Origin of the sequence: Actinomadura sediminis (assembly GCF_042675525.1) — a bacterium.
GTDB lineage: Bacteria > Actinomycetota > Actinomycetes > Streptosporangiales > Streptosporangiaceae > Spirillospora > Spirillospora sediminis.
The window spans coordinates 19966-32285 of sequence record NZ_JBHTJA010000078.1 but is presented as its reverse complement, the minus strand read 5'-3'; the positions used below and the strand labels follow the sequence as shown (position 1 = coordinate 32285).

9 protein-coding genes and 1 pseudogene are annotated in these 12320 nt (G+C 73.3%); 2 read left to right on the top strand and 8 right to left on the bottom strand.

Annotated features, from left to right (window positions below):
- From ACFQ11_RS27955 to ACFQ11_RS27945, 3 genes and pseudogenes are all read right to left on the bottom strand, one after another.
- A pseudogene (locus ACFQ11_RS27955) lies at positions 1-1021 on the bottom strand (FtsX-like permease family protein); the annotation flags it as partial.
- A complete protein-coding gene (locus tag ACFQ11_RS27950) occupies positions 1018-1734 on the bottom strand; it encodes an ABC transporter ATP-binding protein (protein WP_378303918.1) in 717 nt (238 codons plus the stop codon). The gene ACFQ11_RS27950 and the pseudogene ACFQ11_RS27955, both read right to left, overlap by 4 nt.
- Positions 1731-2333 (bottom strand): PadR family transcriptional regulator, encoded by a 603-nt coding sequence (locus tag ACFQ11_RS27945; RefSeq protein WP_378303916.1) that lies wholly within the window; start codon positions 2331-2333, stop codon positions 1731-1733. The genes ACFQ11_RS27950 and ACFQ11_RS27945 overlap by 4 nt, the downstream gene beginning before the upstream one ends.
- Positions 2334-2474: 141 nt before the next feature.
- Between ACFQ11_RS27945 and ACFQ11_RS27940 the strand changes: the two genes are divergently transcribed.
- Positions 2475-3284 carry a hypothetical protein gene (locus ACFQ11_RS27940; RefSeq protein WP_378303914.1) on the top strand — a complete coding sequence of 270 codons (810 nt, stop codon included), beginning with the start codon at positions 2475-2477 and terminating at the stop codon, positions 3282-3284.
- Positions 3285-3401: 117 nt separating this feature from the next.
- Here ACFQ11_RS27940 and ilvC read toward each other — a convergent pair whose 3' ends face one another.
- From ilvC to ACFQ11_RS27920, 4 genes are all read right to left on the bottom strand, one after another.
- On the bottom strand, positions 3402-4385 hold the full coding sequence (gene ilvC, locus ACFQ11_RS27935; RefSeq protein ID WP_378303924.1) for a ketol-acid reductoisomerase: 984 nt from the start codon (positions 4383-4385) through the stop codon (positions 3402-3404).
- Between the two features lie 45 nt (positions 4386-4430).
- Positions 4431-4955 (bottom strand): acetolactate synthase small subunit, encoded by a 525-nt coding sequence (ilvN, locus tag ACFQ11_RS27930; protein ID WP_378303912.1) that lies wholly within the window; start codon positions 4953-4955, stop codon positions 4431-4433.
- Between the two features lie 5 nt (positions 4956-4960).
- Positions 4961-6712 (bottom strand): acetolactate synthase large subunit, encoded by a 1752-nt coding sequence (locus ACFQ11_RS27925; protein ID WP_378303922.1) that lies wholly within the window; start codon positions 6710-6712, stop codon positions 4961-4963.
- 236 nt (positions 6713-6948) lie between these two features.
- A complete protein-coding gene (locus tag ACFQ11_RS27920; protein WP_378303910.1) occupies positions 6949-9789 on the bottom strand; it encodes a putative bifunctional diguanylate cyclase/phosphodiesterase in 2841 nt (946 codons plus the stop codon).
- 417 nt (positions 9790-10206) lie between these two features.
- On the opposite strand from ACFQ11_RS27920, the gene ACFQ11_RS27915 reads away from it, so the two are divergent.
- Positions 10207-11307 carry a PQQ-dependent sugar dehydrogenase gene (locus ACFQ11_RS27915; RefSeq protein WP_378303908.1) on the top strand — a complete coding sequence of 367 codons (1101 nt, stop codon included), beginning with the start codon at positions 10207-10209 and terminating at the stop codon, positions 11305-11307.
- 88 nt (positions 11308-11395) lie between these two features.
- Here the strand turns inward: ACFQ11_RS27915 and ACFQ11_RS27910 are convergent, their stop codons facing one another.
- The gene (locus ACFQ11_RS27910) at positions 11396-12283 is read right to left on the bottom strand and encodes a class I SAM-dependent methyltransferase (protein ID WP_378303906.1); all 888 of its coding nucleotides are present in this window, start codon (positions 12281-12283) and stop codon (positions 11396-11398) included.
- Positions 12284-12320 lie beyond the last annotated feature (37 nt).

Below are 12320 nucleotides of genomic sequence, written 5' to 3'. Positions count from 1 at the left end.
GACCACCGGCGAGCACCACCGCCCGCAGATGCCGGGGCCCGCCGCCCGCGACCGCCACCAGCGCGAGCAGACGCCGCCGCCTGCGGACATCGACCGCGAACGCGGGCCCGGCCAGCAGGACGACCTGGAGCAGGATCATCGCCCCGGTCAGCGCGACGATCGCGCTCGTCCGGTTCACCGGCCAGTCGGGGGGCGACGAGAGACCGGACGGCCCGGGCTTCTCGGGCGGATGCTCCACGACGTCGCGGGACAGGACGATGATCCCGTCCTCGTTGAATCCGGTGACGTCCTCCCAGGTCACCGGACCGCCCGCGTCGACCAGCCAGTGCCGCAACGGGCCGGCTTCCGTCGGATCGGCGGAGGGATCGGCCGGGACGGCTCCGGGCAGCGCGACCGCGAGGTGCTCGGTGGCCTCGTGGTCGGGTGACACGTACGGGTCGCGCACGTACCCGACGACGCGCATGGGCGTCTCTTCGGAGCCGACCCGAACCGTCCCGCCGAGCGCAAAGCCCCGCGCGGCGAGCGAGGGAGACAACGCGATCTCCCCCGGCGCCCCGGGCGCCCGCCCATCGGTGATCTCCAGAATCCCGCGCGCCATCGGGTCACGGACGTCCAGCTCGTGAAGCGGCACCCGCAGACGCCCGGCGGACGTCACGATCTCGACGTCCCCGAAGTTCATCGGCAGGACGCGCGCGTCCGCGCCGTACTCGGCGACGACCCGCCGAGTGATCTCCGCCGTGGTCCACGGCGCCGCCTCCGCGGTCGCGCCGATCGACGTCTCCCCGTTGTCCGGGAACTGGCCGATCGGGTCCCTGCCGTCCCCGCTGAGCAGGGCGTCCGCCGCGCCGATCTCGTGCGGCAGCGACTCCCGCGGGGTCCACTCCAGCGTCTTCCACACCACCCCGAACCCCACGACGGCCGCCACCGGCAACCCGACCATGCACAGGATCAGCGCGGTGCGCCCCTTGGCGCGCAGCGCGTCGTGGAGGGCGATGCGCAGCGCGGGCCGGAAGCCGCTCACCGGGCCTCCTCGAGCAGGGTCTCGGGCCCGACGCGGGAGGGCGTGGCGTCGACGACGCGGCCGTCCCGCAGGAACACCACCCGGTCGGCCCAGGCCGCGTGCCTCGACTCGTGCGTGACCATCAGGCAGGCGGCCCCGGCGTCGCAGCGCTGCCGCAGCACCCGCATGACGTCGTCGCCGGTCACGCTGTCGAGCGCCCCGGTCGGCTCGTCCGCCAGCACGAGCCGCCGGTCGCCGACGAGCGCGCGGGCGATCGCGACCCGCTGCTGCTGGCCGCCGGACATCTCGTCGGGGTACCGGCCGGCCAGGTCGGCGACGCCGACCTCCGCCAGCGCGGCGCGGGCCTCCGCGCGGGCCTTGCGGGCGCGGACGCCGTCGAGCTCGCGGGGCAGCATGACGTTCTCGGCGGCGGTCAGGCTCGGGATGAGGTTGAGGTCCTGGAAGACGTAGCCGATGCCGCGGCGGCGCAGCGCCGACCGTCCGGCCGCCGTCAGCCCGGCGAGGTCCTCACCGCCGACCAGGACCTCACCCGACGTCGGCGTGTCGAGGCCGCCCGCGAGCGTGAGCAGGGTCGACTTGCCGGAACCGGACGGGCCCATCACCGCGACGAACTCGCCCTCGGCGACGTCCAGGTCGATCTCGGTCAGCGCGTGGACGAGCGCGGCGCCCGTCCCGTGGTCGCGGGACACGGCCCGCATGGACAGGACGCTCATCGGCGCGCCTTCCTCTGGACGGACGGATCGCCGGCCGGCGCGTCCGGTGCGGACGACGCCGGCGGGGCGGGCGGGACGGCGCGGGCGACGTAGGACTCGCAGTGGTCCAGCCAGCGGATCTCGGCCTCGGCCTGGAACACCATGGACTCGAGGACCAGCCGCCAGGCGTGGTCGCCCTGCGTCGGCCGGTCGGCGGGGGGCTCGGCCTTGAGCCGGGTGAGGTCCTGCAGCGAACGCAGGGTGGCGGTGCGCTGCGCCTGGACGACCTGGCGGACGTCCACGCCCGGCGCGGTGACGGCCATCGCCAGCTTGATCGCCAGCTCGTCCCGGGGGCGGTCGGCGCGGGCGACCGGGGTGGCGAACCAGCGCCGCACCTCGTCCTTGCCCGCAGGGGTGATCCGGTAGACGAACCGGCCCTCCTCGTCGGCGCCGACGCGGGTGACCATCTCGTCCCGTTCGAGCCGGGAGAGAGTGGAGTACACCTGCCCGATGTTGAGCGGCCACGTCGCCCCCGTGGACGTCTCGAACTCGGTGCGCAGCTGGTAGCCGTAGCGGGGCCCCTGGGACAGCAGTGCCAGGAGGCCATGACGGATCGACATGCCTACGAAGTATGCATACCGCGTATACCCAAGGCAATACCGAGTATGCATCCCGGGAGACAGGGTCCTGAAACTTTTACTGTGCGAAACCGAACGGTGGCTTAACGTGACCAGCGTTCCCGGCGATCAGGAGAGGGCACCGTGACGTCCGACAGCATCAGCGTCCCGACCGATGTCTCGATCAGCGTCCTGCGCGATGTCCTGCGCGTGTACGACCACCGGTTCCTGGAGCTCGACTCCCTGCAGCGGGCACGGCTCGTCGAGGGCACCCGCCGGCTGATCGGCCCGGACGGGCTGAGCGACGTCGCCCGCGCGGCCCTGCCCGCGTCGGCGCGGCTGCGCGCGTTCTGCATCCAGCACGACCTGCTCGACGAGCTGGAACGGCTGATCCGCGACGAGGTGGAGGGCGGCCCGGCGGGCGCGGTGGTGGTCGGCGGCCGGATCTACGCGATGTACCCGTTCCTGCGCGGCGTGCCCCGGCAGGACGTCGACATCACCGGCGAGGTCGGCGTCGACCACCGGCTCGACGGCGCCGACTGGCAGGGCCGCCGGGTGCGGATCCGGGGCGCCGCCCGGCTGCAGCGCGTCGCGACCGACCGCTCGTCCACCGAGATCCTGCTGCGGGACCGCTCCACCGGGCGGGAGCACCGCCTCCCCACCGCGCCGCGGGGCGACGTGCCCGGCGGTTTCGAGCTGCTCGCCGACCCGGCCGCGATCGAGCCCGGACGGTACGACGTGCACATCGCGACGACGGCCCTCGGCGTCCGGCGGGAGGCGCGCTTCGGGGCCGTCCGGCCCGACGGCGTCCGGACGGGCCCGCAGCGGCGGGCGGTCGGCGCGAAGGACGTCACCCTCTACTTCACGCGCGGCGGCTACCTGGCGCTGCTGGTCGGCCGGGAGCAGGAGAACCTCTCGCCGGTCGCGCGGCTGCTGCGCCGCCTGCTGCGCTGACGCCCGGCCCCGGACGGGCCGGGCCCGAGAACGGGCCGAGCCGACGCCACCGTCCGGGCGTCGGCTCGGTCGTCCGACCGGCCCGGGTCGTCCGGTCGGCTCGGTCGTCCCGCCGGGTCAGTCGTTCAGCCAGCTCATCATCGGGCGCAGCTCGGCGCCGGTCTTCTCGACCGGGTGCTCGGCCATCTTCTCGCGGTACTCGCTGAACTTCTTCTGGCCGCTCTCGAACTCGTCCACCAGCTCCTTGGCGTACTCGCCGGACTGGATCTCGCCGAGGATCTTCTTCATCGCGGCCTTGGTCTCCGGCGTGATCACGCGCGGGCCGCTGCGGTAGCCGCCGTACTCGGCGTTGTCGGACACCGACCAGTACATCTTGGAGATGCCGCCCTCGTACATGAGGTCGACGATGAGCTTCAGCTCGTGCAGCACCTCGAAGTAGGCGACCTCAGGCTGGTAGCCGGCCTCGGTCAGCACCTCGAACCCGGCCTTCACCAGCTCGGACGCGCCGCCGCACAGCACGGCCTGCTCGCCGAACAGGTCGGTCTCGGTCTCCTCGGTGAAGGTGGTCTTGATGCCGCCCGCGCGCAGGCCGCCGATGGCCTTGGCGTAGGCGAGGGCCAGCGGCCAGGCGTTGCCGGACGCGTCCTTCTCCACCGCGACGATCACCGGGACGCCGCGGCCCGCGACGAACTGGCGGCGGACGAGGTGGCCGGGGCCCTTCGGCGCGACCATCGCCACGTCCACGCCCTCCGGCGGCTGGACCAGGTCGTAGCGGATGCTGAAGCCGTGGCCGAAGAACAGCGCGTCGCCCTCGACGAGCGCGGGCCTGATGTCCTTCTCGAAGATCTCCCGGTGGTGGTGGTCGGGAGCCAGCAGCATGATGAGGTCGGCCTCCTCGGCCGCCTCCGCCGGGGTGACGACGCGCAGGCCCTCGGCCTCCGCCTTCTCCCGGCTGGGCGACCCCTCGCGGAGCCCGACCCGCACGTCGACGCCGGAGTCGCGCAGGGAGAGCGCGTGCGCGTGTCCCTGGCTGCCGTAGCCGATGATCGCCACGTGCCGGCCCTGGATCACGCTCAGGTCGGCCGCGTCGTCGTAGAACATCTCAGCCACAGTGCTGCTGCCTTTCGTTTCGTGTGTTCGGTTGCGTCACGCGCTGCGCTCGATGGCCCGCAGCGAGCGGTCGGTGATGGAGCGTGCGCCGCGTCCGATGGCCACCATGCCGGACTGCACCAGCTCCTTGATGCCGAACGGCTCCAGGACGCGGATGAAGGCGTCCAGCTTGTCGCGGTTGCCGGTGGCCTCGATCGTCACCGCGTCCGGGGCGACGTCCACGACCTTGGCGCGGAACAGGTTGACGGTCTCCAGGACCTGCGAGCGGGTCTCGGCGTCGGCGCGCACCTTGACCAGGACGAGCTCGCGCTGGACGGACGCCGACTGGTCCAGCTCGACGATCTTCAGCACGTTGATCAGCTTGTTGAGCTGCTTGGTGACCTGCTCCAGCGGCAGGTCCGCGACGTTGACGACGATCGTCATCCGGGAGATGTCGGGGTGCTCGGTGACGCCGACCGCGAGGGACTCGATGTTGAAGCCGCGCCGGGAGAACAGCGCCGCGACCCGCGCGAGGATGCCGGGCTTGTTCTCCACCAGCACCGAGAGGGTGTGCAGGCTCATCGGGGTCAGTCTCCGTTCTCCCAGTCGGGGGCCATGTCCCGGGCGATCTTGATGTCGTCGTTGGCCGTGCCGGCGGCGACCATGGGCCAGACCATGGCGTCCTGGTGCACCACGAAGTCGATCACGACGGGCGCGTCGTTGATCTCCATGGCCTTGGCGATGACGGCGTCGACGTCCTCGGCCCGTTCGCAGCGCAGCCCCACGCAACCGTACGCCTCCGCGAGCTTCACGAAGTCGGGAATCCGCTTCGCGGCGTGCAGATTCGTGTTGGAGTAGCGCTCGTTGTAGAAGAGCGTCTGCCACTGCCGGACCATGCCGAGGTTACCGTTGTTGATCACCGCGATCTTCACGGGGATGCCCTCGATGGCGCAGGTGGCCAGCTCCTGGTTGGTCATCTGGAAGCAGCCGTCGCCGTCGATCGCCCACACCTGCGTGTCGGGCGCGCCGACCTTGGCGCCCATCGCGGCCGGGACGGCGTAGCCCATCGTGCCCGCGCCGCCGGAGTTGAGGAACGCGCCGGGCCGCTCGTACTTGATGAACTGCGCGGCCCACATCTGGTGCTGCCCGACGCCCGCGACGTAGTAGGCGTCCGGCCCGACCATCTGCCCGATCCGCTCGATGACCTGCTGCGGCGACAGCGACCCGTCCGCCGGGGCGTCGTACCCGAGCGGGTAGGTCTCGCGCCACGCGTCGAGCTGCCGCCACCAGTCGGTGTAGTCGCCGGTGTTGCCCGCCGCGTGCTCGTTCTGCACCGCGACGATCAGGTCGGCGATGACCTCGCGGGCGTCCCCGACGATCGGGACGTCGGCGTGCCGGTTCTTGGAGATCTCGGCCGGGTCGATGTCGGCGTGCACGACCTTCGCGTTCGGCGCGAACCCGTCGAGCTTGCCGGTGACCCGGTCGTCGAAGCGGGCGCCGAGGGTGACCAGCAGGTCGGCGCGCTGGAGGGCGCCGACGGCGCCGACGCTGCCGTGCATGCCGGGCATGCCCATGTGCTGCGGGTGGCTGTCGGGCAGCGCGCCCTTCGCCATCAGCGTGGTGACGACGGGCGCGCCGGTCAGCTCGGCGAGCACCTTCAGCTCGGCGGACGCGCCCGCCTTCAGGACGCCGCCGCCGACGTACAGCACCGGGCGCTTCGACTCGACGATCAGCCGTGCCGCCTCGCGGACCTGCTTGGAGTGCGGCCGGGTGACGGGCCGGTACCCGGGGAGCTGGAGGGCGACGGGCCACTCGAACCCGACGGTCGCCTGCAGCGCGTCCTTCGCGATGTCGACCAGGACGGGCCCGGGACGGCCGGTGCTCGCGATGTGGAACGCCTCGGCGATCGTCCGGCCGATGTCGCGGGCGTCGGTGACCAGGAAGTTGTGCTTGGTGATCGGCATCGTGATGCCCGCGATGTCGGCCTCCTGGAACCCGTCGGTCCCGATCAGCGACGTCGCGACCTGGCCGGTGATCGCCACCATCGGCACCGAGTCCATGTAGGCGTCGGAGATCGCGGTGACGAGGTTGGTGGCGCCGGGCCCGCTGGTGGCCATGCAGACCCCCACCTTGCCGGTCACCATCGCGTAGCCCTGGGCGGCGTGGCCGGCGCCCTGCTCGTGCCGGACGAGGATGTGACGGAGCTTCGCGGAGTCGAAGAGCGGGTCGTAGGCCGGGAGGATCGCGCCACCCGGGATGCCGAACACGGTGTCGACGCCGACGTTCTCCAAGGCGCGCACCAGCGCCTGGGCTCCCGTCATCTGTTCGGTCGTCATGATCTGCGGTTCCTTGGGGAGAGAGACTGGGCTCGCCGGGCAACAAAAAACCCCCGCCGCCGGATGGCGGTCGAGGGGAGGCGCGCAGGACGGAAGGACTCGGTCAGCCTGCGCGCCGACCAAGTACTACGAGAATGATGGTGGAGATGCTCTGCACGGCCCCACTTTCGCCGATGTCCGGCCCGCGGTCAAATCCTTGAACACTTTGTCTCGAAATCTGAGACGGCATGTGGCGGGGTTCACCCCGGCAGAGGCAGCGGTATCTCGCCGCTGACGTCGTCGCCGCCGCCCGCCAGGTTCGTCCGGACGAGCGACTCGACCCGCCCGGCCGCCATCGGGCGCGCCACCAGGAACCCCTGCCCGCGCGGGCAGCCCATCTCGCGGAGCAGCTCCAGTTGCTCGGGCCGCTCGATGCCCTCCGCGACCACGGTCAGCCCGAGGTCGCTGCCCAGCCGGACGATCGTGCGGGTCAGCAGCGTGCTCGTCTCGTCCGTCCCGAGCCCCGCCACGAACGACGGGTCGATCTTGATGACGTCCACCGGGAGCCGCCCGAGGTAGGCCAGCGACGCGTACCCGGTGCCGAAGTCGTCGATCGCCAGCCGGACGCCGAGGTCGCGCAGCGCCTCCAGGCGCTCCACGTTCGTCCCGTCGTCGACCAGCACCTCCTCGCGCACCTCCAGCGTGAGGGCGTGCGGCGGCAGGCCCGTCTCCGCCAGCACCGCCGCGACCGTCTCCACGAACCGGGGCGCCCCGATCTGCCGGGCGGTGAAGTTCACCGACAGGCCGACGTCCCAGGAGTCCGCCCGCCAGCGGGCCACCTCCCGGCACGCCTCCCGCAGCACCCAGTCGCCGAGCGGCAGCATCAGCCCCGCCTCCTCGGCCGGGCCGATGAACTCCTCCGGCGGCACCGCCTCGCTCCCCCGCCACCAGCGCAGCAGCGCCTCCACGCCGGTCACCCGGGACGTGGCGAGGTCCACCACCGGCTGGAACTCCACCGCGAACTGCTCCTCGGCCAGCGCCCGCTGCAGGTCGCTGCCCAGCTCCAGCCGCCGGACGACGTCGGCGTGCATGTGCGGCGCGTACACCTCGACCCGGCCGCCGCCCATCTCTTTGGCGCGTGCCATCGCCAGGTCGCCGTTGCGCAGCAGGTCCGCGGCGCTGCGCCGGACGAGCCGCCCGGGGTCGGCGCCGCGGCCGGGCCGCTCGTCGTCCCCGGCGAACGCGATGCCGACGCTCGCGGTCAGCGCGATCTGCTTGCCGCCGACCTGGTACGGGTCGGCCGACAGCACCCGCAGCAGCCGCCCCGCCAGCTCGACGGTCGCCTGCGTCTCCCGCTCGTCCGACGGGAGCTGCACCAGCACCGCGAACTCGTCGCCGCCCCAGCGCGCCACCGTGTCGTCGGCCAGCACGTTGCCGCGCAGCCGCCGCGCGGCCTGCGCCAGCACCTGGTCGCCCGCCGCGTGCCCAGCCGAGTCGTTCACGTCGGTGAACCCGTCCAGGTCGACGAACACCACCGCGATCTTGTCGCCGGACCGCTGCCGGGACAGCAGCTCCCGGGTCCGCTCCTCGAAGAACGACCGGTTCGGCAGGCCGGTGAGGCCGTCGTGGAACGTCAGGTGGGCGACCTGCCGCTGCAGCGCCGCCTGCTCGCTGAGGTCGCGCGTGGTCACCAGGAGCCGCGCGGACGCGCCGCCGCTGTACCGCGACACCGTCGACTCCGTCGGCAGCCACGTGCCGTCGGCCGCGCGGACCCGGCAGGAGACGCGCAGGACGTCCTCGCCGAGCACGCCGTCCTCGGCCTCCAGGAACTCGGTGAAGACCTCCTCCAGCCGGGGCAGGTCCTCCGGGTGGACGAGCTCGAGCAGCGGCCGCCCGACCAGTTCGTCGGCCGTGTAGTGGTAGGTCCGCAGGGCGCCCGCGCTCGCGTACTGCACGGTGGTGTCCAGGTCGCAGATCAGGACCGCGTCGTCGATGCTCTCCGACAGGGCGCGGAAGTGCTGCTCGCCCGCCTCGACCTCCCGCCGCAGCCGGTCGTTCTCCCGCAGCAGCGCCGCCAGCCGCGCCAGCAGCACCAGCGTCGCCGAGCCCGCCACCAGCGGGACGACCGGCTCCATCCCGTGCCGCCCGGTCAGCGTGTGCCCCGCGATGAACAGCGCGGCGGCCGCGGCGACCGCCGCCGGGGCGATCCCGGGGCCGATCATCCGGCCGCGCCGCGCCCCGGTGTCGTCCGTCCGCACCACGTCGGCGTCCGGCGGGATGTCGTCGGTCGGCTCCGGCACCGGCTCCGTCCACGGGACGAGCATCAGCAGCAGCAGCCCCGCGAGCCGGAGGATGTCGGCGGGGTCCTCGGCGGGGGCGCCGCCGTGCAGCCGGACGAACGTCGTCACGACGTCGGCGATCGCGAACGCCGCCAGCGCCCCGTACCCCATCCACGCGGGCCGGCGGTGGCCCCGCGCGGCGCCCAGCACGAACGGCAGCGCGCCGCACACCAGCACGACGTCGATCAGCGGGTACAGCAGCTCGAGCGCGAACTCCGCGGGCGTCTCCCCCGACCGGTGGTACAGGGTGCCGAAGACCGCCACCCACCCGAGGACGAACACCGCGCAGACGCACACGTACGTGTCGGCCGCGTACCGCAGCCACGTCCCCACGTCCCGCGGCGGGCTCACCGGGACCACCAGCCCGACGACCAGCGCGACCACGGCGAGCAGGTAGAACAGGTCGGGCACCGACAGGGACAGGGCGCTCCGGCTGACGTAGTCGGCCAGGGCGCTGCCCACCGCACCGAGGAACCAGCACGCCGCGGCGATGCCGTACCAGCGCATGGACGCCCGCCAGATCCCGCCCGCCGACAGCCGCCGCAGGCCGCTCACGCCGTCGCCGTCCCCGCCGCGCGGCCGTCCGGCCGACACCAGCAGGGAGATCGCCGCGGCGCCCGCCGCGCCGGCCTCGGCCCACGTGATGAAGGCCGTGCCGCCCCAGCCCGCCAGCGAACCGAAGGCGTACAGGACGCCGACGATCGCGGCGATGACGACCGGCAGGGCACGCGGCGGCATCCGCGTGGCGTTCTCGCCGCTCATCGCGCCGTGTCCCTTCCCGCCCCGCCTGGAGCGCTCGGTCCGGGCGCGCGACCGCGGCGCGCCGGGGAATTCGGGGTCCGCACCCTCACCGGCCCGATAACGCCTGGAGGGTCGAGGATCGTGCCCCCGCGCAGGGTCGGCGCGGGGCCGGCGGCGAGCACGTCGGCTGCGCCGGCCGGAGATCAGCTCCGTCGCTGCGATGCGGGATCACCGTGACGTCCAATGTACGTTCCGTAGGTCACGGAGCGATTGAGGGAGTGCGTCCACCCGGCGACGAAGCGCGGCGAAGCACCATGTGAAGAACCCGTTTGAGCAGACCGAAACACGATCGTCACCGATGCCCCGCATCACGCACAGTGACCACTTCTGTGTGCGAGTCGCCCCGGACGTGTCATCCTGGAACGCGGGAGGCCCATCATGCGCAAGCACCCGACCGTCCCGGCGACCGCCCTGGCGGCCGTCCTGGCGACCTTGCTCGTCCTGGCCGCCTGCACTTCGGGCACCGACTCCGGCGACTCCACGAGCCCGCCGCCCGGTTCGTCCCCCACGGCGAGCCCGGCGACGTCCGTCCGTCCCGTCGCGACCGGCCTCGAGGTCCCGTGGGCCGTCGCGTTCCTGCCGGGCGGCGACGCCCTCGTCACCGAACGGGACAGCGCGCGGCTCCTGCGCGTCACCCCGTCCGGCGAGACCTCGACCGTCGCGACGATCCCGGGCGTCGACCCGATCGGCGAGGGCGGCCTGCTCGGCGTCGCCGTGTCCCCGACCTTCGACGACGACCGCCTCGTCTACCTGTACTTCACCGCGGACGACGACAACCGCGTCGTCCGCACCACCTACGACGGGCGCCTCGGCGACCTCCGGGTGATCGTCGACGGCATCCCCAAGGGCTCGAACCACAACGGCGGACGCCTCGCGTTCGGCCCCGACGGCATGCTGTACATCACGACGGGCGAGGCCGGGAACCCGTCCCTCTCGCAGGACCGCGCCTCCCTCGGCGGCAAGATCCTCCGCGTCACCCCCGAGGGCGACCCCGCGCCCGGCAACCCCTTCGGCGACCGCGTCTGGTCCTACGGCCACCGCAACGTGCAGGGCCTCGCGTGGGACGACCAGAAGCGCCTCTACGCCACCGAGTTCGGCCAGAACGAGTTCGACGAGATCAACCTGATCGAGAAGGGCGGCAACTACGGCTGGCCCGAGGTCGAGGGCGAGGGCTCGCCCGACGACGAGTACATCGACCCCCTCGTCACCTGGACGACCGACGAGGCGTCCCCGTCCGGCCTCGCCCACGCGGGCGGCTCCCTGTGGGCCGCCGCCCTCCAGGGCGAGCGCCTCTGGCAGGTCCCGCTGACGAACGGCGGCGCCGGCACCCCGAAGGCCCACCTGCGAGGCGAGTACGGCCGCCTGCGCGCGGTCGTCCACGCGCCGGACGGCACCCTCTGGGTCACCACGAGCAACCGCGACGGCCGCGGCGACCCGGCGGATTCGGACGACCGAATCCTCAGCGTCCCGCTCCCATAACTCGCGAATCCTCCAATACGGACGATCCTTAGCGCCGAGCATCTACCACCCGAAACCGGCGACCTCGCCGGCCGCGTCCCGCCGCCCGTCAGGCGGCGGGGCGGCGGTGGTGCAGGAGCAGGATCGCCGGGACGCCCGCGGCCGCGGCGGCCGAGGCGTCCGGGACGAGGGGCGCGAGGGACCACGGCCACACGTCCCAGGGGCCCGGGTCGGTCGGCGGCGGGCCGTCCGGTCGCGGCGCGGCGGGCAGGGCGGGCTCCTCGCAGCGGACGACCTCCAGGCCCGCGCCGAGGGCGGCGCGGACGTGGTCGCCCACCGTGTGCCCGTGCGCCACCAGGCGTCCGGGCCGGCCCTCGGCGTCGCGGACGGGCGGGACCGAGCCGCGGGCGACGTGGTCCGGGTGGACGTCCGAGATCACCAGGTCGCCGCCCGGCCGCAGGACCCGCGCGAACTCGGCCAGCACCGGGCCGAGGTCCGGGACGTGCGTGAGCGCGAGCCCGGAGACGACCAGGTCCACCGACGCGTCGCGCACGGGCAGGCGGTGCAGGTCGCCCCGCGCGAAGCGGGCCTCCGGGACGCGGGCGCGGGCCCGGGCGAGCATGTCCGGCGAGGCGTCCACGCCGATGGGGCGGTGGCCGCGGCGGGCGAGCAGCGACGCGTGCCGGCCGGTGCCGCAGGCGGCGTCGAGGGCGACGCCCGGCGGGATCGTGTCGAGGATCTCCGCGAGGACGGGCGCCTCGAAGTCGAACGCGGCGTTGGCGCCCTCGTCGTAGGTGGGCGCCCACGAGCGGTAGCCGTCCACGACCTCGACGCGCTCGACGTCGACGCCGTGCGCGAGGGACGGGTCGTCCAGCAGGCGCCGGATCTCGTCGAGGCGCGCCTCGACGAACGCGCGGTCGTGCTCGCCGTTGAACGCGCGGAGCAGGGCGATGCCCTCGATGCCGAGGAGGTACGCCAGCGGGTGCTGATGGATCACACGCGCGACGCTAACCGGGCGCGCGGCGGGCGGGCCA

Bases quoted from the DNA above. Each gene is read 5' to 3' on its own strand.
- ACFQ11_RS27920 (WP_378303910.1), bottom strand. From the start codon at position 9,789: ATGAGCGGCGAGAACGCCACGCGGATGCCGCCGCGTGCCCTGCCGGTC.
- ilvN (WP_378303912.1), bottom strand. From the start codon at position 4,955: ATGAGCCTGCACACCCTCTCGGTGCTGGTGGAGAACAAGCCCGGCATC.
- ilvC (WP_378303924.1), bottom strand. From the start codon at position 4,385: ATGTTCTACGACGACGCGGCCGACCTGAGCGTGATCCAGGGCCGGCAC.
- ACFQ11_RS27950 (WP_378303918.1), bottom strand. From the start codon at position 1,734: ATGAGCGTCCTGTCCATGCGGGCCGTGTCCCGCGACCACGGGACGGGC.
- ACFQ11_RS27945 (WP_378303916.1), bottom strand. From the start codon at position 2,333: ATGTCGATCCGTCATGGCCTCCTGGCACTGCTGTCCCAGGGGCCCCGC.
- ACFQ11_RS27915 (WP_378303908.1), top strand. From the start codon at position 10,207: ATGCGCAAGCACCCGACCGTCCCGGCGACCGCCCTGGCGGCCGTCCTG.